This is a genomic window from Brevundimonas sp., assembly GCF_052436175.1.
Lineage (GTDB): Bacteria > Pseudomonadota > Alphaproteobacteria > Caulobacterales > Caulobacteraceae > Brevundimonas.
On the sequence record NZ_JBQVNM010000044.1, the window covers coordinates 1 to 23,408 of the forward strand.

The 23,408-nt window shown below is 68.3% G+C and carries 34 protein-coding genes and 1 pseudogene; 18 read left to right on the forward strand and 17 right to left on the reverse strand.

Going from position 1 to position 23,408, the window contains the following annotated elements:
* From ACT6QK_RS10410 to ACT6QK_RS10440, 7 genes and pseudogenes are all read left to right on the forward strand, one after another.
* Positions 1–297 (forward strand): annotated as a pseudogene (locus tag ACT6QK_RS10410) (DEAD/DEAH box helicase); the annotation flags it as partial.
* 121 nt (positions 298–418) lie between these two features.
* Positions 419–1,213, forward strand: coding sequence for a RadC family protein (gene radC / locus ACT6QK_RS10415; protein WP_444597762.1), 795 nt, complete (start codon positions 419–421; stop codon positions 1,211–1,213).
* Positions 1,210–1,731, forward strand: coding sequence for a GNAT family N-acetyltransferase (locus ACT6QK_RS10420; protein WP_444597763.1), 522 nt, complete (start codon positions 1,210–1,212; stop codon positions 1,729–1,731). The genes radC and ACT6QK_RS10420 overlap by 4 nt, the downstream gene beginning before the upstream one ends.
* Before the next feature lie 81 nt (positions 1,732–1,812).
* Positions 1,813–2,061 (forward strand): BolA/IbaG family iron-sulfur metabolism protein, encoded by a 249-nt coding sequence (locus ACT6QK_RS10425; protein WP_444597764.1) that lies wholly within the window; start codon positions 1,813–1,815, stop codon positions 2,059–2,061.
* A 3-nt stretch (positions 2,062–2,064) separates the two neighbouring features.
* Positions 2,065–2,988, forward strand: coding sequence for an oxidoreductase (locus ACT6QK_RS10430; protein ID WP_444597765.1), 924 nt, complete (start codon positions 2,065–2,067; stop codon positions 2,986–2,988).
* Between the two features lie 111 nt (positions 2,989–3,099).
* Positions 3,100–3,459 carry a Grx4 family monothiol glutaredoxin gene (gene grxD, locus ACT6QK_RS10435; protein WP_444597766.1) on the forward strand — a complete coding sequence of 120 codons (360 nt, stop codon included), beginning with the start codon at positions 3,100–3,102 and terminating at the stop codon, positions 3,457–3,459.
* A 6-nt stretch (positions 3,460–3,465) separates the two neighbouring features.
* Positions 3,466–3,894: an acyl-CoA thioesterase gene (locus ACT6QK_RS10440; protein WP_444597767.1), complete on the forward strand. Its 429-nt coding sequence runs from the start codon at positions 3,466–3,468 to the stop codon at positions 3,892–3,894.
* On the opposite strand, the gene ACT6QK_RS10445 is transcribed toward ACT6QK_RS10440, so the two are convergent.
* The 10 genes from ACT6QK_RS10445 to ACT6QK_RS10490 form a co-directional block, all read right to left on the reverse strand.
* Positions 3,891–4,289, reverse strand: coding sequence for a hypothetical protein (locus ACT6QK_RS10445; protein WP_444597768.1), 399 nt, complete (start codon positions 4,287–4,289; stop codon positions 3,891–3,893). The genes ACT6QK_RS10440 and ACT6QK_RS10445 overlap by 4 nt on opposite strands.
* A gap of 211 nt (positions 4,290–4,500) precedes the next feature.
* Positions 4,501–4,908: a hypothetical protein gene (locus ACT6QK_RS10450; protein WP_444597769.1), complete on the reverse strand. Its 408-nt coding sequence runs from the start codon at positions 4,906–4,908 to the stop codon at positions 4,501–4,503.
* Between the two features lie 186 nt (positions 4,909–5,094).
* Positions 5,095–5,712: a 30S ribosomal protein S4 gene (gene rpsD / locus ACT6QK_RS10455; RefSeq protein ID WP_444597770.1), complete on the reverse strand. Its 618-nt coding sequence runs from the start codon at positions 5,710–5,712 to the stop codon at positions 5,095–5,097.
* 168 nt (positions 5,713–5,880) lie between these two features.
* Entirely contained in the window at positions 5,881–6,495 is a 615-nt protein-coding gene (locus tag ACT6QK_RS10460; RefSeq protein WP_444597771.1) for a superoxide dismutase, read from the reverse strand.
* 147 nt (positions 6,496–6,642) lie between these two features.
* A complete protein-coding gene (locus ACT6QK_RS10465) occupies positions 6,643–6,870 on the reverse strand; it encodes a hypothetical protein (protein ID WP_444597772.1) in 228 nt (75 codons plus the stop codon).
* Between the two features lie 4 nt (positions 6,871–6,874).
* Complete coding sequence (fghA, locus tag ACT6QK_RS10470; RefSeq protein ID WP_444597773.1) at positions 6,875–7,729, reverse strand: S-formylglutathione hydrolase; 855 nt, start codon at positions 7,727–7,729, stop codon at positions 6,875–6,877.
* Positions 7,729–8,133 (reverse strand): type II toxin-antitoxin system VapC family toxin, encoded by a 405-nt coding sequence (locus tag ACT6QK_RS10475; RefSeq protein ID WP_444597774.1) that lies wholly within the window; start codon positions 8,131–8,133, stop codon positions 7,729–7,731. Before ACT6QK_RS10475 ends, fghA begins: the two co-directional genes overlap by 1 nt.
* On the reverse strand, positions 8,130–8,357 hold the full coding sequence (locus tag ACT6QK_RS10480; protein ID WP_444597775.1) for a FitA-like ribbon-helix-helix domain-containing protein: 228 nt from the start codon (positions 8,355–8,357) through the stop codon (positions 8,130–8,132). Before ACT6QK_RS10480 ends, ACT6QK_RS10475 begins: the two co-directional genes overlap by 4 nt.
* A gap of 39 nt (positions 8,358–8,396) precedes the next feature.
* Entirely contained in the window at positions 8,397–8,780 is a 384-nt protein-coding gene (locus ACT6QK_RS10485) for a VOC family protein (RefSeq protein WP_444597776.1), read from the reverse strand.
* 197 nt (positions 8,781–8,977) lie between these two features.
* Positions 8,978–10,084, reverse strand: coding sequence for an S-(hydroxymethyl)glutathione dehydrogenase/class III alcohol dehydrogenase (locus ACT6QK_RS10490; protein WP_444597777.1), 1,107 nt, complete (start codon positions 10,082–10,084; stop codon positions 8,978–8,980).
* 93 nt (positions 10,085–10,177) lie between these two features.
* On the opposite strand from ACT6QK_RS10490, the gene ACT6QK_RS10495 reads away from it, so the two are divergent.
* Entirely contained in the window at positions 10,178–10,564 is a 387-nt protein-coding gene (locus tag ACT6QK_RS10495; RefSeq protein WP_444597778.1) for a hypothetical protein, read from the forward strand.
* A gap of 92 nt (positions 10,565–10,656) precedes the next feature.
* Here ACT6QK_RS10495 and ACT6QK_RS10500 read toward each other — a convergent pair whose 3' ends face one another.
* Both ACT6QK_RS10500 and ACT6QK_RS10505 read right to left on the reverse strand, forming a co-directional pair.
* Entirely contained in the window at positions 10,657–11,004 is a 348-nt protein-coding gene (locus ACT6QK_RS10500; protein WP_444597779.1) for a DUF1428 domain-containing protein, read from the reverse strand.
* Positions 11,005–11,145: 141 nt separating this feature from the next.
* Positions 11,146–11,634, reverse strand: coding sequence for a VOC family protein (locus ACT6QK_RS10505; RefSeq protein ID WP_444597780.1), 489 nt, complete (start codon positions 11,632–11,634; stop codon positions 11,146–11,148).
* Between the two features lie 181 nt (positions 11,635–11,815).
* Between ACT6QK_RS10505 and ACT6QK_RS10510 the strand changes: the two genes are divergently transcribed.
* Entirely contained in the window at positions 11,816–12,520 is a 705-nt protein-coding gene (locus tag ACT6QK_RS10510; protein WP_444597781.1) for a winged helix-turn-helix transcriptional regulator, read from the forward strand.
* On the opposite strand, the gene ACT6QK_RS10515 is transcribed toward ACT6QK_RS10510, so the two are convergent.
* Positions 12,517–12,732, reverse strand: coding sequence for a flagellar hook protein FlgE (locus ACT6QK_RS10515; protein WP_444597782.1), 216 nt, complete (start codon positions 12,730–12,732; stop codon positions 12,517–12,519). The genes ACT6QK_RS10510 and ACT6QK_RS10515 overlap by 4 nt on opposite strands.
* Before the next feature lie 95 nt (positions 12,733–12,827).
* On the opposite strand from ACT6QK_RS10515, the gene ACT6QK_RS10520 reads away from it, so the two are divergent.
* Positions 12,828–13,151, forward strand: a complete 324-nt coding sequence (locus ACT6QK_RS10520; RefSeq protein WP_444597783.1) for an Mpo1-like protein — start codon at positions 12,828–12,830, stop codon at positions 13,149–13,151.
* A gap of 3 nt (positions 13,152–13,154) precedes the next feature.
* On the opposite strand, the gene ACT6QK_RS10525 is transcribed toward ACT6QK_RS10520, so the two are convergent.
* From ACT6QK_RS10525 to ACT6QK_RS10535, 3 genes are read right to left on the reverse strand one after another with little or no spacing between them, the layout of a single operon-like run.
* Positions 13,155–14,627, reverse strand: a complete 1,473-nt coding sequence (locus ACT6QK_RS10525; RefSeq protein WP_444597784.1) for a S41 family peptidase — start codon at positions 14,625–14,627, stop codon at positions 13,155–13,157.
* A 38-nt stretch (positions 14,628–14,665) separates the two neighbouring features.
* Complete coding sequence (locus ACT6QK_RS10530) at positions 14,666–15,880, reverse strand: helix-turn-helix domain-containing protein (protein ID WP_444597785.1); 1,215 nt, start codon at positions 15,878–15,880, stop codon at positions 14,666–14,668.
* 41 nt (positions 15,881–15,921) lie between these two features.
* On the reverse strand, positions 15,922–16,527 hold the full coding sequence (locus ACT6QK_RS10535; protein ID WP_444597786.1) for a 3D domain-containing protein: 606 nt from the start codon (positions 16,525–16,527) through the stop codon (positions 15,922–15,924).
* A 219-nt stretch (positions 16,528–16,746) separates the two neighbouring features.
* Between ACT6QK_RS10535 and ACT6QK_RS10540 the strand changes: the two genes are divergently transcribed.
* From ACT6QK_RS10540 to ACT6QK_RS10565, 6 genes are all read left to right on the forward strand, one after another.
* On the forward strand, positions 16,747–17,331 hold the full coding sequence (locus tag ACT6QK_RS10540; RefSeq protein ID WP_444597787.1) for a glutathione S-transferase family protein: 585 nt from the start codon (positions 16,747–16,749) through the stop codon (positions 17,329–17,331).
* A gap of 35 nt (positions 17,332–17,366) precedes the next feature.
* A complete protein-coding gene (locus ACT6QK_RS10545; RefSeq protein WP_444597788.1) occupies positions 17,367–18,398 on the forward strand; it encodes a S1/P1 Nuclease in 1,032 nt (343 codons plus the stop codon).
* A gap of 8 nt (positions 18,399–18,406) precedes the next feature.
* Positions 18,407–19,843 carry a sulfotransferase gene (locus ACT6QK_RS10550; protein WP_444597789.1) on the forward strand — a complete coding sequence of 479 codons (1,437 nt, stop codon included), beginning with the start codon at positions 18,407–18,409 and terminating at the stop codon, positions 19,841–19,843.
* Entirely contained in the window at positions 19,840–20,616 is a 777-nt protein-coding gene (locus tag ACT6QK_RS10555; RefSeq protein WP_444597790.1) for an RNA methyltransferase, read from the forward strand. Before ACT6QK_RS10550 ends, ACT6QK_RS10555 begins: the two co-directional genes overlap by 4 nt.
* Complete coding sequence (locus ACT6QK_RS10560; protein ID WP_444597791.1) at positions 20,613–20,957, forward strand: GIY-YIG nuclease family protein; 345 nt, start codon at positions 20,613–20,615, stop codon at positions 20,955–20,957. Before ACT6QK_RS10555 ends, ACT6QK_RS10560 begins: the two co-directional genes overlap by 4 nt.
* Before the next feature lie 95 nt (positions 20,958–21,052).
* Positions 21,053–21,574, forward strand: coding sequence for a hypothetical protein (locus ACT6QK_RS10565; RefSeq protein WP_444597792.1), 522 nt, complete (start codon positions 21,053–21,055; stop codon positions 21,572–21,574).
* Here ACT6QK_RS10565 and ACT6QK_RS10570 read toward each other — a convergent pair.
* On the reverse strand, positions 21,526–22,227 hold the full coding sequence (locus tag ACT6QK_RS10570) for an NAD-dependent deacylase (protein WP_444597793.1): 702 nt from the start codon (positions 22,225–22,227) through the stop codon (positions 21,526–21,528). The two genes, ACT6QK_RS10565 and ACT6QK_RS10570, sit on opposite strands and share 49 nt — an antisense overlap.
* Before the next feature lie 156 nt (positions 22,228–22,383).
* Here ACT6QK_RS10570 and ACT6QK_RS10575 point away from each other — a divergent pair, with 156 nt between their 5' ends.
* Both ACT6QK_RS10575 and ACT6QK_RS10580 read left to right on the forward strand, forming a co-directional pair.
* A complete protein-coding gene (locus tag ACT6QK_RS10575; protein WP_444597794.1) occupies positions 22,384–23,193 on the forward strand; it encodes a hypothetical protein in 810 nt (269 codons plus the stop codon).
* 20 nt (positions 23,194–23,213) lie between these two features.
* Complete coding sequence (locus ACT6QK_RS10580; RefSeq protein ID WP_444597795.1) at positions 23,214–23,348, forward strand: hypothetical protein; 135 nt, start codon at positions 23,214–23,216, stop codon at positions 23,346–23,348.
* Positions 23,349–23,408: the final 60 nt, after the last annotated feature.

Here is a 23,408-nt window from a genome sequence, read left to right on the forward strand (position 1 = left end):
GAGGGCGGCGAGCGCAATGACGGCGGCCGGGGCCGTCGCAACCCGCGCCGCGACGGCGTCAAGCTCGAGGGCGGCGGTCAGCCGCACCGCGTCCGCAAGGCCGGCGCCCGCGACGCCGCCGCACGCCCGACGCCGGAACGCGCCTTCGACCCGATGGCCAAGGATCGACCCCGCGAGCGTCCGCGCACGGTCAACAACGACCCCCGCGCCGCCGAGGCCAAGCCCGAGGGCCAGATCAGCCGCCGCCCGCGCCGCCGCCCCTCCAACGGCGGCAAGGGCTACGTCGCCCGGGGCTGAGCCCTGTCCGACTCTGAATGACAGAACGGCCGGCCCCGCCAGGGACCGGCCGTTTTCGCATCCGGCGCTTGATCGCAGCCTTTGAACCTATACCGTCGGCCTACGCAGCAGACGGACGCCCGTGACCGACGCTCAAGCCGATCCCGACCCGACCGCCGACCCGGCGCCGCCCGACGCGACGGACGCCCCTGCGCGCAAGAGTTCGGCGCGGAAGGCTCCACCCCGCCATTCCGGCCATCGCGATCGCCTGCGTGAACGCGCCGCCAAGGGCGGCATCGACGCCCTGCCCGACTATGAGCTGCTGGAGCTGCTGCTGTTCCGCAGCGTGCCCTACAGGGACACCAAACCCCTGGCCAAGGACCTGCTGGCCCGGTTCGGCGGGCTGGAGGGCATCGGCGCGGCCAGCCACGAGGCCGTCGACGCCCAGGTCGCCGAGTCCATGGGATACGCCCGGGGCAAGGCCTCGCGCGCCACCGCTCTGGACCTTCAGCTGATCTTCGACGTCGCCCGGCGTGTGGCGCGCGAGCCCGCCGCCAAACGTCCCGTCATCTCGTCCTGGACGGCGCTTCTGGCCTATGTCCGCGTCGCCCTGCAGCACGAGCCGCGCGAGCAGTTCCGCGTCCTCTATCTGGACAAGAAGAACCAGTTGATCCTCGACGAGATCCAGAACCGCGGCACCGTCGACCACGCCCCGGTCTATCCGCGCGAGGTCGTGCGCAGGGCGCTGGAGCTGTCGTCACCCAACATCATCGTGGTGCACAACCACCCGTCCGGCGATCCGACCCCGTCCCGCGCCGATGTGGAGATGACCCGCCAGATCGTCGCCGCCGGCCGCCCTCTCAACGTCGAGGTCCACGACCACCTGATCGTCGGCCGCGAGGGCGTGGCCAGCCTGAAGCAACTGGGACTGATGTGACCGGCCCCATCCTGACGACCGAACGCCTGACCCTGACCCCGGTCGCCGAGAGCGACTTCGAGGATCTCAAGATCCTCTGGGCCGACCCGGCCTTCACCGCCGCCATCACCGGCCGGGCCCTGACCGAGGAGGAAGTCTGGTTCCGCCTGCTGCGCGACATCGGCCACTGGCGTGTTCTAGGTCGCGGCAACTGGTCGATGCGGCTGAAGGAGACGGGCGCCTATGTCGGCAGCGTCGGGGTGCTGGACTATCGCCGCGACCTGACGCCCGCCTTCGATGCGCCCGAACTGGGCTGGGGCGTCGGCGGGGCCTTCCAGGGCCAGGGTCTGGCGCGCGAAGGTCTCGACGCCGCCCTGGCCTGGGCCGACACGGAACTGAGGGCCTCCCGCACCGTCTGCATGATCTCGCCGGACAACGAGCCCTCGATCCGCTTGGCCGAACGCGTCGGCTACGTCTTCTACGGCGACGGCGACTACAAGGCCCACACGGTCCGCCTGTTCCAGCGCGCCCGCCGCTGATCTTCGCCCTGCGGCGGGCCGTAGCGGGCCATTAAGGTTTATGGGCCAATCTGGACGGCGATACCCACGGATCGTCTTCGCATGCCCATGTCCGTCGAAACCCTGCACGGCCACCTGGCCGAGGCCTTCCCCGACGCAGAGATCGCCATCGACGATCTGGCCGGCGACGGCGACCACTATCGCGCCCGCATCGTCTCCGCCGCCTTCGCCGGCCTGCCGCGCGTGCGCCAGCACCAGCTCGTCTACGCCGCGCTCAAGGGCCAGATGGGCGGCGCCCTGCACGCCCTGGCGCTCGAGACCTCCGCCCCGCCCGCCTCGAACGGAGCCTGACCCATGCGTTATCGTCCCTTCGGCGCGACCGGCGGCGCGGTTTCGGAACTGACCCTCAGCCTCGGTCTCGGCGTCGTCTCGCGCGGCCCGGACGCCGCCGCCGAACTGATCTACGGCGCGCTCGAGGCCGGGATCAACGCCTATCGGCTCGAGAGCGCCGACCCGGTCATGGCCGAGATCGTCGGCCAGGCCCTGTCCAGCGTCGATCGCAAGCTGCTGAACGTCAGCCTGATGCTGGGCCGTGGCGAGGGCCGCCGCAACGAGGCCCGCGACTTCTCCGCCGAGGGCATGACCCACGCCATCGACCGGGTCCTGTCCGTCTCTCGCCTGGGCTGGATCGACATCGCCCTTCTGGACGAGCCGGGCGAGGACGAACTGCCCCAGTCGTCGCTGAACGCGCTCAAGGCCCTGCGCGCCACCCAGCGCGTCCACTGTCTGGGCGTGGCGGGCGACAGCCCCGTCATGGACGCCTATGTCTCGACCGGCGCCTTCGACGTCCTGTCCACCCCGCTGAACGTCAACTCGCCCTGGCAGGTGCGCAGCCGCGTCCGCCTGGCGCGCGAGCGGGACATGGCCATCATCACCCAGGACTATTTCCCCGAGGCCCTGGACACCGCCCGCAAGGCCGCCCGCGCCCACGAACCCAAGAAGAGCGGCCTGTTCGGCCTGTTCGGCGGCGCTCCCAGGACGGGGCCCCTGCACGGCGTCGGCGGCTACGCCTTCCTGCACCAGACCCCGAACTGGAGCGCCGAGGAAATCTGCCTGGGATCGGTCCTGACCGACACCGCTGTGACCAGCGTCCTGATCGAGACGTCGTCGGCGGATCGTCTGGCGGCCCTCGCCGCAGTGCCCGAACGCCAGATGCCGCCGGGCCTGTCCGCCCAGATCGAGATGGCCCGCGTCAGCATGGCGACCCAGGCCGCCTGATCCGGTCTTCGAACCGGTGTTCACCGGGTCAGCTTTGCGTGACCCCAGCCCTCGACGCCTTGACCCGGCGTCGCGTCGTCCCTAGCTGACGCCTGCATCGAAGGGCTCCCCATGACCGACCAAGCCGTCCAGACCGCCGCCGACCCCGTCCACGCCTTCATCGGCCAGACCGTGGCCGAGCATGACGTCGTCCTGTTCATGAAGGGCACCCCGGACCAGCCGCGCTGCGGCTTCTCCTCGCTGGCCGTCCAGATCCTCGACCAGGTCGGCGCCCCCTTCGTCGGCGTGGACGTGCTTCAGGACGAGGCCCTGCGCGAGGGCGTCAAGGTCTTCACCGACTGGCCGACCATCCCCCAGCTCTATGTGAAGGGCGAATTCGTCGGCGGCTCGGACATCGTGCGCGAGATGTTCCAGGCCGGCGAGCTTCACGCCCTTCTGGCCGAAAAGGGCGTTCCCCTCGGCCAGGACTGACGTCCGATGGCGCGCACCCCGCTCGCGCCGCGTGAGGATCGCGAGATCTTCGTTCTGCCGCTGACCGTCCTGCCCGAACACATCGACGCCAACGGCCACGTCAACAACGTCGTCTATGTCGGCTGGCTGCAGGACGCGGGCACGGCCCACTGGACCGCCCGCTTCGACGAGGCGACCCGCGCCAAATGGTCCTGGGTCGCCGTCCGACATGAGATCGACTACATGCGCCCGATCGCGCCCGACGCCGTGGACGTGAAGGCCCGCACCTGGGTCGGCGATCCTCAGGGGCCGCGCTTCAACCGCTATGTCCGCATCGAGGACGCCGAGGGCCGCGTCTGCGCCCAGGGCGTCTCCGAATGGGTGCTGGTGGATGCGGCGACGATGCGACCGCACCGCATCCCCGCCGACATGCTGCCGACCTTCGCTGCCCGTTAGGGCAGCCGCACCGGATTGCGCACGGCAACGGCCTTGCCGGGCGCCAGGCCCAGCTCCGCATAGGTCCAGCGCAGCTCGACGCCGTCGGGAACCAGAGCCTTGCACAGGTCGGGCTGTTCGCGCGTGAAGGTCACGTCGGTGCTGGTCCCATCCGTCACCTCGACCGCGAAGTCGGAGGCGTCGGTGCAGCCGTTTGAGTCGACCCGCACCACCACCGCACCGCCCTCGAACCGGACGGCGCGAAGGGTTTCCAGCGGGGCGGAGACCGCCGTCGTGGTCTGCGACCCGACCCGGACGGAGACCTCGTCGCCGCCGGTGGAATCATAGACCACGCAGGCCGACAGCAGCGGGGAGAGCGCCGCCGCCACCGCCAACGCCTTGACTGCGGGCGCCATTACTGGGCGTCGGCCGGAGCGGTCTGGATCACGCGGGTGGTGGGCTTTTCGGTCGAGATGACGATGCAGCCCGACAGGAGCGGAGCGGCGATGATGACGGCGAGAGCGAGACGCAGCATGGAAATATCCCCTTCTTGATAGCGTCACGCTTGATCGCCCGCCGGCGGGCCCAACACACGTGAATAATCAGAAAGGTGTATTTCCGGACCGGTCAGGTCCCGCTGGGCGGCAGCTGATACGGGTTGTTGACCGTCACATTGGCCCCGGGCTTCAGCCCCAGTTCGTCGAACGACCAGCGCAGTTCGATGCCGTCTTCCAGCGGGCGCGTGCACCGATCCTCGGTCAGGCGACGCAAGGTGACCGTGGAGGCCGCGCCGCGCGTCGAGACGACCGGCAGCAGGTCGTCCTTCTTGGTGCAGCCGTTGGATGTGACCCAGAAGACCGTCAGATCGTTCACCACCGCCGCCGCCTTGATCGGCTCCAGCTCACCCGGCATGGTTTGGGCGTGAGGCGCGCGCTCGGGCGCGAGGGTCTGCATCGCCGCACAACCGGAAAGACCGAAGGCCGAAAGGCCGACAGTCGCCACGATCCCGATCAGAACAGCCCTGGCCCGCGCCATCGCTCCACTCCCCACAGGCGAACGACTATCACCCAATTCGCGTCGCGGCGCATCCCCTCTCGTCGTGGCCGCTGCGCCAAAACAAAAAGGCCCCGGATCGCTCCGGGGCCTTGATCTGTCGTCTTTGCGCTCAAGCAGTGAGCCGCCGCGCGGCGAGCGATAGCGCCCGCCCGCCCTGCGGGCCGATCAGGACGAATAGTATTCGACGACCAGGTTCGGCTCCATCTTCACCGGGAACGGCACGTCGGCCAGTTCCGGCACGCGGACGTAGCGGACCGAGAAGCCGCGATCGCCGAGCTCCAGATAGTCGGGCACGTCACGCTCGCCGGACTGCTGGGCTTCCAGCACCAGGGCCATGTTGCGCGACTTTTCCTTGACCTCGATGACCTGGCCCGGCTTCACGCGGTACGAACCGATGTTGACCTTCTTGCCGTCGACGGTGACGTGGCCATGGCTGACGAACTGGCGGGCGGCCCAGACGGTCGGGACGAACTTGGCGCGATAGACGATGGCGTCCAGGCGCGATTCCAGCAGGCCGATCAGGTTTTCCGAGCTGTTGCCCTTGCGGCGGGTCGCTTCGGCGTAGGTGGCGGAGAATTGCTTCTCGGTGATGTTGCCGTAATAGCCCTTGAGCTTCTGCTTGGCCTTCAGCTGCAGGCCGAAGTCGGAGACCTTCGACTTGCGGCGCTGGCCGTGCTGGCCGGGGCCGTAGGAACGCTTGTTGACCGGGGACTTCGAGCGGCCCCACAGGTTTTCACCCATGGCCCGGTCGATCTTGTACTTGGCGCTGTGGCGCTTGGACATTCTATTCTCTTCTCAATGATGCGGCCCGGCATCCCCCCAGATGGGAATGCGATCTCAACGGCGGTCCACGCATCGTCCGTAGTGTCATCGCGCGTCCGGCCGAGGCAGGATGCGTGAAGGGCGCGCTTATGACGGCGCGCCCTTCGTGAGTCAAGGCTGACCAGGTTATCAGGCGGTGGCGGCGGCGTAGAGTTCGTTCGCCTTGTTCCAGTTCACCACGGTCCAGAAGGCCTTCAGATAGTCGGCCCGGCGGTTCTGGTATTTCAGGTAGTAGGCGTGCTCCCAGACGTCGGCGGCCAGGACCACGGCGCCCTTCTCCGGCGCGTCGTCCATCAGGGGGTTGTCCTGGTTGGGGGTCGAGACGACCTTCAGCTTGCCGTCCTGGACGATCAGCCAGGCCCAGCCCGAGCCGAACTGGCCCGCGCCGGCGGCGTTGTAGTCTTCCTTGAACTTGTCCATGCCGCCCAGGTCGCGGTCGATCGCGGCGGCCAGCTCGGCCGAGGGCTCGCCCGTCTCGCCGACCGGGGCCAGCAGCTCCCAGAACAGGGCGTGGTTCCAGTGACCGCCGCCATTGTTGCGGATCGGCTTGGGCAGGGTCGAGATCACGGCCAGCAGCTCTTCCAGGCTCTTGCCCTGGGCGGCCGGGGTCGCGTCCACGAACTTGTTCAGATTGTCGACATAGGTCTGATGGTGCTTGTCGTGGTGGAAGGTCATCGTCTCCTTGTCGATGGCCGGCTCCAGCGCGTCATAGGCGTAAGGCAGGGGGGCGAGGGTGAAGGCCATGGGAGCGATCCTTGTGCAGTGTTCCGGGTCCAGACCCTCCATTTAGGGGATCGGGCGACAAACCCAAGCCGTAAGGCCGAGCTTTTCCGACGACACAACGCATTCGCCGCCGGGCGGCTCCGCCCCGGCTGGCGTCAGGCGCCGGAATCAGGCCGGCAGATGCTCGCGGATACAATCCCGCACCTGACGCCTCAGGTCGCCGGTCGTGGAGGGATAGTCCACCCCCTCGGCCGCGAACACCGCCTTGACCGCCGCATCCAGCCCGCCCGACAGGGCCTCGACGACGCGCCGTCTGCCCTTTTCGTGCAGACAGAAGCCCAGCTCGGAGCACAGGGCGGCGAACATGTTTTCGTAGGCATCGAGCGCGTCGGTCATCCGCTCAGGCCTTAAGCCGTTCCGCGTGAAACGCCACATGGTCGGCGATGAAACTGGCCATGAAGAAGTAGGAATGGTCATAGCCCGGCTGCATCCGCAGGGTCAGTTTCTGACCGGCCGCCTTCGCCGCCGCGACCAGCAGTTCCGGCTTCAACTGGTCGATCAGGAAGCTGTCGGCGTCGCCCTGATCCACCAGGATCTCGTCGAACCGCCCTTTCGCGGCGCCCGATTGCAGCAACAGGGCCGCGTCATGCCCGGCCCACACCGTCCGGTCCTCGCCCAGATAGGCGGTGAAGGCCTTCTCGCCCCACAGACACCGCGTCGGCGACGAGATCGGCGCGAAGGCCGAGACCGACCGGAACAGCTCCGGATGACGCAGGGCCAGGGTCAGGGCCCCGTGACCGCCCATCGAGTGGCCGCTGATCGACCGCGTCTTCGTCGTCGGGAATTCCGCGTCGATCAGGCCGATCAGTTCGTCCGTGACATAGGTCTCCATCCGGAAATGCCTCGACCAGGGCGCCTCGGTCGCATCCACATAGAAGCCGGCTCCCTGCCCGAGATCATAGGCTTCGTCGTCCGGGACGGCCCGCCCCTTCAGGTCCGGGCCGCGCGGCGAGGTGTCTGGCGCGACGATGATGACCCCGCGCTCGGCCGCCGCCCGGTAAGCCCCGGCCTTGGTGGTGAAGTTGTCCTCGGTGCAGGTCAGGCCCGACAGCCAGATCAGCACCGGAAACGGCCCCTCGCCGGGCGGCTGAAACACCGACAGAGTCATGGGCGTGCCGGTCGCCGCGCTGTCGTGCCGGAGGTATTTCAGCGTCCCGCCGTGAACGACGTGGGTTTTGGTGGTTTGCAGGGTCATCAACCGATCATCCGGACATCGAGTCCATCTAGCGACGCCAGCTTTCGAGCGAGCTTTCCGTCAGCCGTGACTAACGGCAGACTCAGACGTCTGGCCAGCACGGCGTAGAGGCAGTCCGTCATGGAGTGGTTCAATCGACAGGCGAGGGAAAAGGCCTCGTCCAGCAACGGCGCATGGTCGAACAGGTCAACCACCTCTCTGGTCACAGATAAATTCGCTATCGCGGCATCGGCCTGCAACTCGCCGTGAACGACGTAGCGCCGGAAGGCATTGGCCACCTCGATCACCATGAGGTCCGGCGCCACGGCGGGCCAGAACGCCAGCCGGGCGTCTCGGGCTGCTTCGGCTAGCGCATCATCAAGGAACCACTTCACCACGACGCTGGCGTCGAAAACCGCGCTCACCGGTCCCGGTCTGCACGGATGAGGGCCGTCGAATCCAGCTTCGAACCGCGAGTCTGCTCCCGGGACCGTCGGGAGATTTCCTCAAATCGCTCCTCGACCTCCAATACCTCCCGGGCCGCCATGTCCCTGAATTTCTGTTCGAGGGAGATGTTCTGCGCCTTCGCCATCGCCTTCAGTCGGGCGACGATGCCGTCATCGAGATCGCGAACCAGAACTTGGGCCATGCGACATGATAGCATGGCGCTAGCATTCGCGCCAGCACCTCACCCCGGCCGGTGCACCGCGCACACCTTGTTACCCGACGGGTCGCGCAGATAGGCCAGGACCAGCGTTCCGAACGGGCCGTTGCGCTCGCCCGGCGGATCCTCGATCGCCGTGCCGCCCGCCGCGACGCCGGCGTCATGAAAGGCCTGGACCGCATCCGCATTGCGCGCCCCGAAACCGATGGTGCCGCCGTTGGCGTGACAGGCCGGCTCGCCGTCGATGGGTGCGCCCACCGCGAAGGCGCCGCGATCCGTCCGCCACCAGTAGCGACCCTTGGGATCCGGCCCCGCGCCCGGCGCATGCCCCAGGGCGCCCAGGGCCGCATCGTAGAATTTCCGCGACGCCTCGACGTCGTTCGCCCCGACCGTGATGTGCGTGAACATGTGTGTCCTCCCTCGTTGATGACGACCCTACCCGAGGTCAGTTTTATTTGGCAACCAACCACTTGATCTTGTCATCCCGGCCGAAGCGAAGCGGGAGAGCCGGGACGCTGTAATCCTTCACCGATGGGGTCCGGGCCGAACCCGGACCAAGGGCGGAAGCATCCACCCTTCTCCCGGTTCATGACAAGCGATCGCGCCTAGAACACCACCACGCTGCGGATGCTCTCGCCCGCGTGCATCAGGTCGAAGGCCTCGTTGATGCGTTCGAGCGGCAGGGTGTGGGTGATCATCGGATCGATCTCGATCTTGCCGTCCATGTACCAGTCGACGATCTTGGGCGTATCGGTTCGGCCGCGCGCGCCGCCGAAGGCCGAGCCGCGCCAGACCCGGCCGGTGACCAGCTGAAAGGGCCGGGTGGCGATCTCCTTGCCCGCCTCGGCCACGCCGATGACGATGCTCTCGCCCCAGCCACGATGGCAGGCCTCCAGCGCCTGACGCATCACCACCGTATTGCCGGTGCAGTCGAAGGTGTAGTCCGCCCCGCCGCCGGTCAGCTCGACCAGATGGGCGACCACGTCCGAGACATTCTTCGGGTTCACGAAGTGGGTCATGCCGAAGCGACGGCCCCACTCCTCCTTGTCGTCATTGATGTCCACGCCGACGATCATGTCGGCCCCGACCATCTTCAGCCCCTGGATGACGTTCAGCCCGATGCCGCCCAGGCCGAACACCACGCAGTTCGCGCCCGGCTCGACCTTGGCCGTATTGACCACCGCGCCCACGCCCGTCGTCACGCCGCACCCGACGTAGCAGGCCTTGTCGAAGGGGGCGTCCTTGCGGATCTTCGCCACCGCGATCTCGGGCAGGACCGTGTAGTTCGAGAAGGTCGAACAGCCCATGTAGTGGGCGATGGCCTGTCCCTTGTAGCTGAAGCGGCTGGTCCCGTCGGGCATCAGCCCCTTGCCCTGGGTCGCGCGGATCGAGGTGCAGAGGTTGGTCTTGCGGCTGAGGCACGACTTACACTGGCGGCATTCCGGCGTGTAGAGCGGGATGACGTGGTCCCCGACCTCGACCGAGGTCACGCCCGGTCCGACCTCCACGACGACGCCCGCGCCTTCATGACCGAGAATGCTCGGGAAGATGCCCTCCGAGTCCAGACCGTCCAGCGTATAGGCGTCGGTGTGACAGATGCCTGTCGCCTTGATCTCGATCAGCACCTCTCCGGCGCGCGGCCCTTCCAGATCGACCTCGACGATCTCGAGCGGACGTTTGGCCTCGAAGGCGACGGCGGCGCGGGTCTTCATGGGGAGAGCCTTTCGTTGAGTCGGATGTGGTTCTAGCGGGCATCACCCCTCTTCGCCATTGCCGCGCGCTGCCGGATCGCTCACCATCCCACCATGAGCCGCTTCGACAAGGATGGCGCCTATCTGGTCGTTCGCAGGTGGGTAGACCACGACATCGCGCATCACCACCGTGCGCCGTCAGTATCGCTCAGCAGCATCCTCACAATCAGCCTGGCCTTCGCTCTCGTTCGTGCCGACAGCTGGGTGTCGCGGATGGCCTGGCTGGGACCTCTGCTGCTGAGTTCAGCCTGGACCGGGTTCGTCCTCTGGCGGGCTTGGCGGGTGACACGCGCCATGACGATCAAGGGCGATCGCCAGTACGACCAGAAGACCAAGTTCAAACTGTCGCCGGAGTACGCCGACAGCGAGAGCGTCTGGGCCGCCTCAAGACGCCGGCGACGGAGCCGCCGCGCACGCGGCGACGGCAAGGGCGGAGGATAGGCCCAGAGGGCGCAGGACGGAGTTCCGAGTCCGACGCATACCTCCCCTACAGCCGCTCCGCCCTCGCGTTCGCCACCCGCCGGGGCCGTCCGTCAGCTCGAGAAGATGGTCTCGAACCCGCCCCACATCATCCGCTTGCCGTCGAACGGCATGTCCATGTCCTGCCAAGCCGGGTCGGTCTCCATTGTGGCGAAACAGGCGTCGGCCGTCGCCTTGTCGGGCCACTTCAGCCAGGAGAAGACCACGACCTCGCCCTCCTCCAGCTTCACGGCCAGATCGAAGCCGGTCAGCTTGCCGGGCGGCACATCGACGCCCCAGGTCTCGACCTGTTCGAGGCAGCCGTACTTCTGGAAGATCGGCCAGCTCTTCTCGGCCGACTTGATGTAGCGATCCTTGTCCTCGACCTTCACGGGCGAGAGGAATCCGGAAACGTAGGTCATCTGGGTTCTCCGTGGTGAATGGCTAGTGATTGGTGAACAGTGAGTAGTGGGTAGAGTCTCACGAGCGGGATGATCGACGGTTCAGTGCGGCATCGACACCCAGGTCCGCTCCACCACTCACCACTCACGAATCACTAATCACTACTGAGCCGCGTCCGCAGCCGCCTCCAGCGCCGCGATGTCGATCTTTTGCATCGTCATCATGGCCTCGAAGGCGGCTTTCGCGCGAGCGGGCGTGTCCTTGTAGAATTCCAGCAACCGCTTCGGCGTGATCTGCCAGTTGACGCCCCAGCGGTCCTTGCACCAGCCGCACTGGCTCTCGGCGCCGCCGTTGCCGACGATGGCGTCCCACAGCCGGTCGGTCTCGGCCTGGTCGTCGGTGTGGATCATGAAGGAGACGGCCTCGGTCTGGGGAAAGATCGGCCCGCCGTTCAGCCCGACATAGGCCCGCCCCGCCAGGGTGAACTCGACCACCAGCTCGGCGCCGGCCGGGCTGGAGGGATTGTCCGCCGGACTGCTGAAGACGCTGCCGACATGGCTGTCGGGCAGCCCGAGCGAGACATAGAACTCGGCGGCGGCGCGCGCCTGACCGAGGTCGTACCAGATGCAGGGGGTGATCTTGTCGGGCACGTTTCTGCTCCTTCGGAGGCGCCTATGGTCGCGACGCGGTCGCTCCCGACTTGAGGCGCTTCGGTTGTTCTGGCCCTTGGCTCGCCCCGCAGAGGCTCGCTGCTTGAGCGGTTCTTATGCGTGAGGTTCTGCGACCTCCCGACGTTGCGAACCGTGGCGCCGTGACTTACATTAGTCAACTATGAAGTTACAAAAAATAACCAATAGGTCCGGCAAGCGCTATCACGACGCCTGCGGCGCCGCCCACGGCCTGGATCTGGTCGGCGAGCGCTGGGCCCTGCTGGTCATGCGCGAGCTGATGTTCGGCCCACGCCGGTTCGGCGATCTGAAGGCCGACCTGTGCGGCGTCTCGGCCAATGTGCTGACCCAGCGGCTGGAAGGGCTGGAGGCGGCCGGGATCGTGCGTCGCCGCAAGCTGCCGCCGCCGGCCTCGGTCCAGGTCTATGAACTGACCGACTGGGGCTATGAGGCCCAACCCGTCTTCGAGGTCCTGGGCCGCTGGGCCGCCCGCTCGCCGCAACACGACCCCGCCCTGCCGATCAGCGCCATCTCGGTGATGATGTCGCTCAGGACCATGTTCGACGCCGACGCCTGGACCGCGTCAGGCGCGCCCGAAACCACCGTCGGCTTCGTCTTCGGCGAACAGACCTTCCGCGCCCGGATCGCCGACGGCGAACTCACCAGCACGCGCGTCGCCGATGCAGCGGCCCTTTCGGACTGCGACCTGGTCTTCACCGGCGCCCCCGTCGCCGTGCCCCAGTTCGTCTACGGCAAGCGACCTTTGGCCGATATGGAGGCCGAGGGCAGCCTGATGGTCACAGGTGATCGGGCGGCGGCCGGGATGTTTCAGACGTGGTTCGGCTTGCCGGAGAAGGCGGCAACCTAGGCCAGCATATCCAGCAGCGTCCCGGTCATCTCGTCGGCGGCGCGCAGGACGGCGACATTGGCCTTGAGCTCGGTCGAGGCCGCCATGCGCTCGACGGCCTCGCCCGCCAGATCGTCGAGCGGCGCGCGGGCGGTGCGGGCGGCGGAGGCCTCGAAACGGGCGGTCGCCGAGGCGATGCCGGAAACGGCGCTGGAAAGAGCAGAGATCGACATGGGGCCAGTCTGGCCGCAGCCGGTGAATCCCCCGTCATCGAACGCCGTTAACGGCCCGGCTTGACCCACGGCGTCGTCGGCGCGACGCTTCGCCCATGACCCACGATCTCGCACCCGGCGAACGCTACCAGAGCTTCGCCGCCTTCTATCCCTACTATGTGCACGAGCATTCCAACCGGACCTGCCGCCGCATCCATGTGGTGGGGACGGGTTTGGCGATCCTGGCCTTCGCGACCTTCCTCATCACCCGCAATCCCTGGTGGCTGCTGGCCATGCCGCTGGTCGGCTACGGCTTCGCCTGGGTCGGCCATTTCTTCTTCGAGAAGAACAGGCCCGCGACCTTCAAATACCCGCTGTGGAGCCTGATGGGCGACTTCCGCCTCTTCTTCGAGACCGTCAGCGGTCGGCGGAAGTTCTGATCCTCAGGCCGCAAGAATGCGGGCGGTGGCCGCGATCATCTGGGGATCGCGGCCCAGGCGGACGTCCGTCGCCAAGGTCGGGACCAGGACGTCGGGGATCAGGCCCGAATCCGGCTGGGGCGTCGGGGGGAAGCTGGCGATCAGGGGCAGATCGACCTCCAGGCCCGACGCCGGCAGCTTCAGAAAGAAGAAGGCGCCGCCGTTGATGCCGCGGCGGTTGCCGCCGGTCGGCTGGCCCAGCAGGGTCGCCGCCCCCGCCTCCCGAACGACCGAGGCGAACTGGAAGGTGGCCGAACTGTTGGAGGCGTCGCACAGGACGATGACAGGTCCGGCGAACCGCCGCCCTTCCCGCGCGATGATCGTCGTCTCCCCGCCGTCGTCGAAGCGGGTCAGGCGATAGAAGCCGCGATCGTCCGGTCCGATCGCCGCCTCGCCCCAGTCGAGGAAACTCCGGTCCCAGGTCGAAAGGTGCGGACGCAGGGCCTCGGGCGCCGAACGATAGCGGACGAAGCGCTGGTTGATCGTGACGGCCAGATCCGACGCGATCAATCGGGACAGGATCACGTCGCCGCAATCCAGACCCCCTTCGTTGCCGCGCAGATCGACGATCAGCCCCCGCGCCCCATCGCCCGTCAGGTCGTCCATCGCTCGCCCCAGCCAGGTGCGCCAGTCGAAGCTTGAGTCGTAGAGCGCCCATCCCGGCATGGTCAGGCGGGCGACGCCGTCCTCGCCCAGGGTCAGGGTCCAGGGGTTGGCGTCGTCGGGCGTCTTCGCCGCCTCGGTGCGGCCGGCCTGGCGCTCGGCCAGGGTCAGGAGGCCGGCGTCGATCGATCGTCCGTCGGCCAGGGTGAAATGCGCCCTGTCGACAACCGGCAGGATCAGCGGGAGATGGATGTCGAAGGTCTCGAAGCCGTCATCTCCCCTCACCTCCATCAGGTTGATCCGCTTGGCGTCATTGCCGCCGTCGGCCCGGGCGAGCGGGATCAGGCGCGACAGCATCTCCGCGGTCGCCATGCCGTCGACGGCGACGATCTCGTCCCCCCGGGCGAAGACCCGCTCCACGCTGTCGTCGCGCGTGACCACCATCCGGCCGTCGATCCAGAGGAAGCGGAACGGAACCAGGTTTCGCCCGGGATAGAGCCGCGCCAGCATCCGCGCGTCGCCGTTATAGGGACTGGGATAGGTGTGGCCGCAGCGCAGGGAGGCCGTCACCCGCGACAGGGCGAGGAAGCGCTCGCGGAACGTCCCCGGCCCACGCCAGGCGTCACCCAGGCCGTCCAGTCGCGCGGTGATCTGGGCGGGCGTATTGTAGCGGTAGGTTCCGGGATGCATCCGCTCCCAGGCCAGGCGCAGCAAGGCCACGTCCTCGCTCCAGTCCTCGGTCAGCACCGCGCCCTGCGCCTTGGCCGGCGCAGCGACAGACAGGGCAAGGGCGCCGGACAGCTGAAGCAGGCGGCGGCGATCGAGGGTCGGCATGGGAAGCTCCGGAACGAACGCCCGCAGCATGACCGCCCTCAGGTTTTCGCGCGCCTCAGTTTCGGAGTTTCTGACGAAAAGACGGGATTTGAGACGTCGGACGCCGCCCCCCGGTAATCGGCTTGGCGCTGCACCTGATACTGTGCCCGATACTGGGACGGCGTCATGGCGAAGCGGGCGCGGAAAGCCCGGTTGAAGCTGGCCTTGGACGCGAACCCCATCTCGAACGCCAGATCCAGCAGGTCGCACGTCGGCCGCTCGACCAGTTCGGCAGCCACGCCCTCGGCGCGCAGACCATTGATGAAGGCCGAGAAGTTGATGCCCAGGCCCAGGTTGACCGCACGGGAGACCCGACCGCTGTTGAGACCGAGGCGTCGCGCCAGCTGCGGCAGGCTGAGTTCCGGCTCGCGCCACCAGCCCGCCTCCCGCGTGCGGGTCTCGATGTCGAGACCGAGCGTCTTCCAGTCGGGCTCAGAAACCGAGGGCGAGGCCGGCAGGGGCGGCAAGGACGGTTCGGCCCGAGGCGGGACGAACTTCAGCGCGGCGTTGCGCCATCCCTCGACCGCCAGGAACACCCCGATCAGCCCGATCAGAAGGTGCAGCCCGAAAAACTCGAAATAGTCGAACCGGCCGCGCGCCAGCAGCCAGATCCGCCAGGCGGTCCAGACCCCGGCGATGCCGATCATCGCCGCGAGAACCCGCCCCAGCCATCGGGCGGCGTAGAGGTCGTCGTCGCTGCGCTGGTCGGCCAGGGCCCGGCGATGGTCCGCCAGAAGGCGCAGGGCCGCGACACTATAGGCGATCAGCCCGACCAGAACGCCCGTGGAGATCAGGGGCGATACCCAGGGTCCGTCGCCCAGTTCGGCCCACCGCATCTTCAACGGGAACGGCAGCAGGAAGGCGATGGTCATATAGGCCAGCTGGGCCAGACCGGGCAGGAGATGCAGTCTCCAGCGATCGGGCGTCCGGCCGGTGACCAGGGCGTGGGTGTAACCATACAGCAGGGGCGCCAGGAACAGGGTCAGGGCGAACGGCGCGAACGTCAGGTTCATCCAGGCGTCGTAGACGCCTGCGAAACCGATGGTGTAGGGCGTCAACACGCCGGTCGCCACGACCAGCCAGGCGGCCAGGATGCGATTGGCCGTCCGGTTCACGGGCTGTCGGGCGAGCGCGAGAGCAAGAACCAGCATCTGCACGCTGAGCAGCAGCAGCAGGGCGGTCCGCCAGCCGAAATACAGGTTCACATCGCCCATGGACGCGACGCTAGCCCGCGTCTGCTAGGCGGGAAAGACGCTCAGTTGGAGGCCATCTGCATCGGCGCGGCCGCCGGGCGATCGTTCCACGCCGGGGGGCAGCCGTCGAAGCGGCCGGCGTCGGCGATGGTCAGGGTGCGCATGTTCAGGCGCTGGGCTTGCGACATCGAACCCCGGCCGTGGCCGGTATAGAGGTCGATCTTGGCGCCCTTGATGGCGCCGCCGGTGTCCGACGCATACCAGTAGCCGTCGTGGATCGAGCCGTCGGCCAGACGCAGGCCGACCGTCTCACGGATGAACAGCTTGGTGCGGCGGGGAATGACGCGCGGGTCGACCGCGACGGTGCGCATGGCGATCGGACGGCAGCCCAGGCTGTCGTTGCCCGTCGCTCCGCCGCCGCCCGCGTGATAGAGGCGGGCCGAGGCGCGCCAGTCGGGATCGCCGGCCATATGCTCGGCCTGTTCGGCCGTAAGCGCGTCCGCCGAAGCCGCCTCGTCGGAACCGTTCGTCGTCGCCGGAGTTTCCACATTCGACGCCTCGGCCGCGATCACGGCGGTGTAGGCGACGGGCTCGCCGGAGGCGGGCTGAGGAAACACGCCCAGCGTCGAAACGCTCAGGGCGATGAAGGCGACGGCGAGGACGCGCATCCGGCAGGCTCATGGAGACGCCGGTCGGGAGGCTGTCCGGCCTCCTCCCCATGATTTGCATCTGCGGCAAGATTGTGGCGAACATATTCGCCACAGAGCACTGTCGCACATTACCCACAGATCATCCACGCCGCGATGAATGACCGGCGATTCCGCCTTGGCATCGTCTGTGATCAGTTTATCAGTATAGGCCTCTCACAAACACTTAGACTGGCGACGATGCTGACTGTCTTCGGTGATATTCGATCCGGAAACTGCTTGAAGGTCAAGTGGATGCTCGACTGGCTGCGGCATGATTATAAATGGATCGAAACAGATATCATGGCGGGCGGCAGCCGCACCCCGGAATTCCTCAGCCTGAACAGCGCCGGACAGGTCCCCACCCTTTTACTTGAGGACGGCCGCCCCCTGGCCCAGTCCAACGCCATCCTCCTGCATCTGGGCGAAGGGACTGACCTGATCCCCGCCGACGCCTATGACCGGGCCCGGATGCTGGAGTGGATGTTCTGGGAGCAATACAGCCACGAACCCTATGTGGCCGTCGCCCGGTTCCAGCGCGTCTATGAAGGGAGGAAGGCCGATCAGGTCGAGCCCCGGCTGATGGAGCGCGGCCGCGCGGCCCTGGACCGGCTGGAGGCCGCCCTGACCGATCGCGACTGGCTGGTCGGGACCGCGCCCAGCCTCGCCGACCTGGCCCTGGTCGCCTACACCCGCGTCGCTCACGAAGGCGGTTTCGACCTGACGCCCCTCCCCGCCGTGCGGGCGTGGATTCAGCGGGTGGAGACGGCGTTCGGGATCGGCTAAGCGGGGGCTCTGTTCCTCTTCCAGCGGGTCCCGTCATGAAGCGTCTCCTCATCGCCGCCGTCGCCGCCCTGGCCCTCGCCGCCCCGGCCGCCCAGGTCGAGGCCTGGGGCAATACCGGCCACCGGCTGATCGGCATGGCGGCGATCCGCGCCCTGCCCGACGACCTGCCCGCCTTCCTGCGCAGCCCTGAGGCCGCCGCCGCCATCGGCGAACTGTCGCGCGAGCCCGACCGCTGGAAGGGCGCCGGCCAGCCGCACGACCGCGAACGCGACACCGCCCACTTCGTCGACATGACCGACGACGGCCGCATCATGACCGAGGCCGGCCTGTCCATCGACGCCCTGCCCCGGCTGAAGTCGGAATATGACGCGGCGCTGCAGACGGCGGGCATCGACGTCGATGACGCCGGCTACCTGCCCTACGCCATCATGGACGCCTGGCAGCAGCTGGTGCGCGACATGGCCTATGTCCGCGTCCTGACCGCCCAGGCCAATCGCGAGACCGACCCCGGCAAGAAGGCCTGGTATCTGTCGGACCTGAAGCGGCGCGAGGCCCTGACCCTGCGCGACCTGGGCGTCCTGTCCCACTACATCGGCGACGGGTCCCAGCCGCACCACACCTCGATCCACTACAACGGCTGGGGCGACTATCCGAACCCCGAGGGCTTCACCAACTCGCGCCAGACCCACGGCCTGTTCGAAGGCGCCTTCACCAGCCGCGTCGCCAGCCTCCAGTCGGTCGAGGCCGGGATGGCCGCGCCGGTCCTGACCGGCTTCGACCTGAAGGGCCGCACGGTCGCCTATCTGAAAACCACTCTCGGCCAGGTCATCCCCTTCTATCAGCTGGAAAAGGCCGGCGGCTTCCGAGACGCGAACAACGCCCCTGATCCGCGCGGCGCAGCCTTCGTCAACGCCCGTCTGTCGGCGGGCGCCGCCGAGCTGCGCGACCTGACCATCCTGGCCTGGCGCGCCTCCGGTGAGGCCTCCATCGGCTGGCCCGCCGTCAAGGTGGCCGAGGTCGAGGCCGGCGCCGTCGATCCCTGGCTGTCGATGATCGGCGAGGACTGAGCCACCCCATGTCCGCCGAGGCCGAAGTCCTGCTGCGCCGGGCCCAGACCGCCCGCGCCGCCGGGCGGTCGGCCGAGGCGGCCGAGGCCTACGCCGCCCTCTTGGCCCTGCGCCCCGACCTGCCCGACACCTGGTTCAACCTCGCCCTGATGCAGCGCGCGGCCGGTCGGCCGGTCGAGGCGCTGGAGTCCTACGCCGAGGCCCTGCGCCGCCGCGTGTCGGGCCCGGAGGAGGTCCACCTGAACCGGGCCGTCATCCTGTCCGACGACCTGGGCCGACCGGAGGAGGCGGAGGCCGAGCTGCATCAGGCCCTGACCCTGAAGTCCGACTACCTCCCGGCCCTGCTCAATCTGGGCAACCTGCACGAGGATCGGGGCCGCAGAGCCGAGGCCCAGTCCGTCTATCGCCGCGCCCTCGACGCCGCCCGGCCGAACGAGGTCGCCCTGCCCCTCGCCCGCCTCGCCAATGCGACGACGTTCCGGACCGCCGACGATCCCCTGATCGCCCGGCTGCGCGACGCCCTGGCGAAGCCGGGTCCGGCGGCGGACCGGGCCGAGCTCGGCTTCGCCCTCGGCCGCGCCTTGGACGAGGTCGGGGACCATGACGCCGCCTTCGACGCCTACGCCGCCGCCAATACGGCCAGCCGCGCGGCGACCGGCGCCCGCTACGACCGCGCCGCCCAGGACGACTTCGTCGCCCGCTCCATCGCCGCCTTCGACCGGCCCGAGCCCGCGACCCACTCGGCCGTGCAGCCTCCGGTCTTCATCCTCGGCATGTTCCGCTCGGGCTCGACCCTGGTGGAGCGGATCCTGGCCGCCCACAGCGGCGTGGTGTCGGGCGGCGAGCTGAACCTGCTGCCGCAACTGGCGCGCGACATCGCCGGCTATCCCGAGACGGCGGCGACGGCGGACGAGGCGACCCTCACCCAGTGGCGCACCGCCTATCTCGACGGCGTCCGCACGGCGCGGGGCCAGACCGGCCTGATCACCGACAAGCGGCCCGACAACTTCCTGCACGTCGGTCTCATCAGGCGGCTCTTCCCCGACGCCCGCATCATTCACACGGTCCGCGACCCGCGCGACGTCTGCCTGTCCAACTGGTTCCTGCATCTGGACCCGTCGATGGCCTGGGCCATGGATCTGGAGGACGCGGCCCACTGGCTGAAGGCCCACGACCGGCTGACCGATCGCTGGAAGGCCCTCTATCCCGACATCCTGACCGTCCGCTACGACGACCTGGTCGTCGATTTCGAAGCGCAGGCCCGCCGCATCCTCGGCCACTGTGGTCTGGACTGGGAGCCGGGCGTGCTCGACTTCCACGCGGCCGAAGGCGCCGTGCGCACCGCCAGCGTCTGGCAGATCCGCGAACCCGTCTACCGCCGCTCCTCCGGCCGGTGGAAGAACTATAAAGGCCGCATCGGCCCCCTGATCGAGGCCCTGAAGTGAACTCCCCCGTCATCATCCTCGACCGGTCCCAGATGGCCGAGAACATCGGCGCCGTCGCCCGGGTCATGGCCAACTTCGGCCTCGACCGCCTGCGTCTGGTCAACCCCCGCGACGGCTGGCCCCAGGATCGGGCCTGGCCCCTGGCCTCGGGCGCAGACTGGGTGCTGGACGGGGTTCAGGTGTTCGACACCGTCGCCGCCGCCATCGCCGACCTGAACACCGTCTTCGCCACGACCGCCCGCCCGCGCGAGACCCGCCAGCCGGTCCGCACCCCGCGCGAGGCCGGCCGCCTCCTCCATGACGACGCCGCCTCGGGTCTCGGCGTCGGCCTGCTGTTCGGCTCCGAGCGGGCCGGGCTGGAGACCACCGACATCGCCCTGTGTCAGGGCATCGTCACCATCCCCATCGACCCCCGCCACCAGAGCCTGAACCTGGCTCAGGCCGTGGCCATCAACGCCTATGAGTGGCGCACCCTGGTGCTGGACGCCCCGCCGCCCAACTTCCGCGAGGGCGAGCCCCCGGCCTCCGGCGCCCTGCTGCTGGGCCTCTACGAGCATCTGGAGCGGGAGCTCGACGCCGCCGGCTTCTTCCACCCGCCCGAGAAGTTCCGCTCCATGAGCCAGAACCTGCGCGTCATGCTGGGCCGGGCCGAGCTGACCGAACAGGAGGTCGCCACCCTGCGCGGCGTCGTCACCGCCCTGTCGAAAGGCCGCGGCCAGAGGCTGGCGAAGATGGCGGCCCAGAAGGCGGACCAGAAGGCGGTCGATCCATGACGGCGCCCGACCCCGCCGCCGCCCCCGCCGTCATCGCCGTCTACGTCATGGCCGACCGGCCGAAGGGCGCCGTCCGCCTCGGCGTGACCACGAACCTGGGCCAGCATGCGCGCGAGCACAGGCCCGGAGCCCGGCGCAAGCTGGGCGTCGTCGATGACTGCCGCCGCCTGGTCTGGTTCGAGGCCCACGACCGACTGGCCACCGCCGTCACCCGCGAACAGGCCATCCGCGCCTGGCGCCCCGAATGGATCGTCTCCCTGATCGAGGCCGACAATCCGCAGTGGCGCGACCTGGCCGAGCCCTGGTTCCCCGCCGCCGACGACGACGCCCTGCTGCTCTAGTCATCCCGGCGCCGCCATCATCCGGTTCGGGCCGCGCGCCTGATCGTCAGAGCCCGTCACTGGTCAGAGGGCCCCCGACCCTGAACCCTGGCCGCATGAGCCTCATGCTTCGCCTCGTCCTGACCGCCGCCTGCACCGCCCTGGCGCCGACCGCCCAGGCGCAGTCCGTGAACGTCCGGGCCGTCACCGATGAGGTCCTGTCTGCGGTCTGCGGCCCCTTCGCCCGGGCGCCCGACGTGGAGGCGGCCCGCAGCGCGGCGCAAGGGCTCGGCTATGCCGTGACGGCTCAGGACCCGCCCCGCGCCCTGACCCTGACCGGTCGTCGTCAGGGCGAGGTCCGGCTCAGCCTGATCTATGGCCGCGGCCTGTGCGCCCTGGGTCTGGCCGAGGGCTCGGTCCGCACCGTCGCCGAGGCCGCCGCGGCGCATCTCGAGGCCCTGGGCCTGTCCCCCGTCGTCAGCGACCCGACCGGCCGCCCGGCGCTCGTGGTCTGGCGCGGGCCCGACCTCCAGGCCGTCATCGCCGCCAGCCCGCACCACCGCCCCGGCGTGGAGCTGGTGCTCGAGACCTACAGCCCCGCGAAGAACCCCGGCACGGCCTCCGTCGCCGGGCCATAGACCCCCTCGTCGAACAGCCGGCGGCCCATCGTCGGCTCCAGATTGATCTCCACCGTCCGCGCCCCGGCCATGCGCGCCTGCTGCACGAAGCCCGCCGCCGGATAGACCGCGCCCGAGGTCCCGATCGACACGAACAGATCACAGTCCGCCAGCGCCCGCTCGATCCGCTCCATCCCCAGCGGCATCTCCCCGAACCAGACGATGTGCGGCCGCATCCGCCCGTCGGGATGGTCGGGCGAGGGCTCGTCGGCCGCCATGTCGCCAAGCCAGGGACTGACCACGCCCGAGCGGGTGCAGCGCGCCTTCAGCAGTTCGCCGTGCATGTGGATCAGCTCGAACCCCGGCGCCGGCGTCACCGCCTCATGCGCCCGGTCATGCAGGTCGTCGACGTTCTGGGTCACCAGCAGAAAGTCCCCCGCCCACCGCCCCGCCAGCTCGGCCAGAGCCCTGTGCGCGGCGTTGGGCGCCACCTCCGCCAGCTGCCGCCGCCGTTGGTTGTAGAAGTCCTGAACCAGACCCGGATCGGCCGCATAGCCCTCGGGCGTCGCCACATCCTCAACCCGATGCCCGCACCACAACCCGTCCGAGGCCCGAAACGTCGGCACCCCCGATTCCGCCGATATACCGGCGCCGGTCAGGACGACGAGGTTCATGCAGACGCGCTCCAGCGGACGACGATGACGACGGGGCGGTTATAGCCGGGGGATGCGTCAGTTTGGGAACGGGGCCGTTGGCGCGCGCGGGCTTTTCCTCACCCGACGTTGCCATACGGGGGCGAACCGGGCGAAGGTGGCCGGGCCGGGGGAGCGATGAGCCAACTTCTCATAAACGAGTATCTCAACGAACTTGCCACGCTGAAACGCGTGTCGGGCGCGAACCGCGAATCCGTGGTCCGCGAAGCGTTCAAGGACCTGCTGAAGAAGTGGGGCAAATCGCAAAACCTCGTCTTCATTCCCGAGCACGAGTTCATCACCACCGCCAAGGTGCGCAACTACATCGACGGCGCCCTGCTGCACGACCTGCGCGTGCCCTTCGGCTACTGGGAGGCCAAGGACGCCGACGACGACCTCGACGAGGAGATCGCCAAGAAGTTCCGACGCGGCTATCCCAACACCAACATCATCTTCGAGGATTCGGTCCAGGCCGTCCTGATCCAGAACGGCGCCGAGGTCATCCGCTGCAAGACCGATGACGGCCCCGCGCTGCAAAACCTGCTGGAACTTTTCTTCGGCTGGCAGCGGCCCGAGATCGCCGAGTTCAGAAAGGCCATCGTCCAGTTCAAGGCCGATCTGCCCGCCGTCCTGACCGAACTGCGCCGTCGCATAGACGAGGCCCAGGAGACAAATGCGGCCTATCAGGCCGACGCCGCCGCCTTCCTCAAACAGGCCAAGACCGCCATCAATCCGTCCGTCACCGCCGACGACGTGCGGGAAATGCTGATCCAGCACATCCTGACCGAGGACATCTTCGCCCGCGTCTTCGGCAATGACGACTTCCACCGCGAGAACAACGTAGCCCAGGCCCTGCACCGCCTGGACGCCACCTTCTGGCGCGGCGACGTCAAGCGCCAGACGCTTATTTCCGGGGTCGGCCGGAACAGCTGGTCTACAAATACCTGACCGAGCTCTACGCCAACGAGGTGGCGATCCTGCCCTACTACGTGGCCAATCTGAACATCGAGGCGACCTATGCCGCCATCGTCGGCAAGTATGAGGAGTTCCCGGGTCTGTGCTTCGTGGACACCCTGGATAATGTGGCGGCGCGGGGGGAGTAATGCGCCCCCCAGACCGAGATGGTCAGCTCAATCTCGGTGGGGAACACCGGGCGGGTGGAG

What these genes read in the sequence shown, in the direction of transcription:
- ACT6QK_RS10460 (WP_444597771.1), bottom strand. Translation starts at nt 6,495, where the DNA reads ATGGCCTTCACCCTCGCCCCCCTGCCTTACGCCTATGACGCGCTGGAG.
- ACT6QK_RS10425 (WP_444597764.1), top strand. Translation starts at nt 1,813, where the DNA reads ATGCCCATGTCCGTCGAAACCCTGCACGGCCACCTGGCCGAGGCCTTC.
- ACT6QK_RS10510 (WP_444597781.1), top strand. Translation starts at nt 11,816, where the DNA reads ATGAAGTTACAAAAAATAACCAATAGGTCCGGCAAGCGCTATCACGAC.
- rpsD (WP_444597770.1), bottom strand. Translation starts at nt 5,712, where the DNA reads ATGTCCAAGCGCCACAGCGCCAAGTACAAGATCGACCGGGCCATGGGT.
- ACT6QK_RS10560 (WP_444597791.1), top strand. Translation starts at nt 20,613, where the DNA reads ATGACGGCGCCCGACCCCGCCGCCGCCCCCGCCGTCATCGCCGTCTAC.
- ACT6QK_RS10520 (WP_444597783.1), top strand. Translation starts at nt 12,828, where the DNA reads ATGACCCACGATCTCGCACCCGGCGAACGCTACCAGAGCTTCGCCGCC.
- ACT6QK_RS10480 (WP_444597775.1), bottom strand. Translation starts at nt 8,357, where the DNA reads ATGGCCCAAGTTCTGGTTCGCGATCTCGATGACGGCATCGTCGCCCGA.
- ACT6QK_RS10515 (WP_444597782.1), bottom strand. Translation starts at nt 12,732, where the DNA reads ATGTCGATCTCTGCTCTTTCCAGCGCCGTTTCCGGCATCGCCTCGGCG.
- ACT6QK_RS10540 (WP_444597787.1), top strand. Translation starts at nt 16,747, where the DNA reads ATGCTGACTGTCTTCGGTGATATTCGATCCGGAAACTGCTTGAAGGTC.
- ACT6QK_RS10565 (WP_444597792.1), top strand. Translation starts at nt 21,053, where the DNA reads ATGAGCCTCATGCTTCGCCTCGTCCTGACCGCCGCCTGCACCGCCCTG.
- ACT6QK_RS10430 (WP_444597765.1), top strand. Translation starts at nt 2,065, where the DNA reads ATGCGTTATCGTCCCTTCGGCGCGACCGGCGGCGCGGTTTCGGAACTG.
- ACT6QK_RS10490 (WP_444597777.1), bottom strand. Translation starts at nt 10,084, where the DNA reads ATGAAGACCCGCGCCGCCGTCGCCTTCGAGGCCAAACGTCCGCTCGAG.
- ACT6QK_RS10535 (WP_444597786.1), bottom strand. Translation starts at nt 16,527, where the DNA reads ATGCGCGTCCTCGCCGTCGCCTTCATCGCCCTGAGCGTTTCGACGCTG.
- ACT6QK_RS10575 (WP_444597794.1), top strand. Translation starts at nt 22,384, where the DNA reads ATGAGCCAACTTCTCATAAACGAGTATCTCAACGAACTTGCCACGCTG.
- ACT6QK_RS10440 (WP_444597767.1), top strand. Translation starts at nt 3,466, where the DNA reads ATGGCGCGCACCCCGCTCGCGCCGCGTGAGGATCGCGAGATCTTCGTT.
- fghA (WP_444597773.1), bottom strand. Translation starts at nt 7,729, where the DNA reads ATGACCCTGCAAACCACCAAAACCCACGTCGTTCACGGCGGGACGCTG.
- grxD (WP_444597766.1), top strand. Translation starts at nt 3,100, where the DNA reads ATGACCGACCAAGCCGTCCAGACCGCCGCCGACCCCGTCCACGCCTTC.
- ACT6QK_RS10450 (WP_444597769.1), bottom strand. Translation starts at nt 4,908, where the DNA reads ATGGCGCGGGCCAGGGCTGTTCTGATCGGGATCGTGGCGACTGTCGGC.
- ACT6QK_RS10500 (WP_444597779.1), bottom strand. Translation starts at nt 11,004, where the DNA reads ATGACCTACGTTTCCGGATTCCTCTCGCCCGTGAAGGTCGAGGACAAG.
- ACT6QK_RS10545 (WP_444597788.1), top strand. Translation starts at nt 17,367, where the DNA reads ATGAAGCGTCTCCTCATCGCCGCCGTCGCCGCCCTGGCCCTCGCCGCC.
- ACT6QK_RS10570 (WP_444597793.1), bottom strand. Translation starts at nt 22,227, where the DNA reads ATGAACCTCGTCGTCCTGACCGGCGCCGGTATATCGGCGGAATCGGGG.
- ACT6QK_RS10465 (WP_444597772.1), bottom strand. Translation starts at nt 6,870, where the DNA reads ATGACCGACGCGCTCGATGCCTACGAAAACATGTTCGCCGCCCTGTGC.
- ACT6QK_RS10445 (WP_444597768.1), bottom strand. Translation starts at nt 4,289, where the DNA reads ATGGCGCCCGCAGTCAAGGCGTTGGCGGTGGCGGCGGCGCTCTCCCCG.
- ACT6QK_RS10530 (WP_444597785.1), bottom strand. Translation starts at nt 15,880, where the DNA reads ATGGGCGATGTGAACCTGTATTTCGGCTGGCGGACCGCCCTGCTGCTG.
- ACT6QK_RS10485 (WP_444597776.1), bottom strand. Translation starts at nt 8,780, where the DNA reads ATGTTCACGCACATCACGGTCGGGGCGAACGACGTCGAGGCGTCGCGG.
- ACT6QK_RS10525 (WP_444597784.1), bottom strand. Translation starts at nt 14,627, where the DNA reads ATGCCGACCCTCGATCGCCGCCGCCTGCTTCAGCTGTCCGGCGCCCTT.
- ACT6QK_RS10550 (WP_444597789.1), top strand. Translation starts at nt 18,407, where the DNA reads ATGTCCGCCGAGGCCGAAGTCCTGCTGCGCCGGGCCCAGACCGCCCGC.
- ACT6QK_RS10495 (WP_444597778.1), top strand. Translation starts at nt 10,178, where the DNA reads ATGAGCCGCTTCGACAAGGATGGCGCCTATCTGGTCGTTCGCAGGTGG.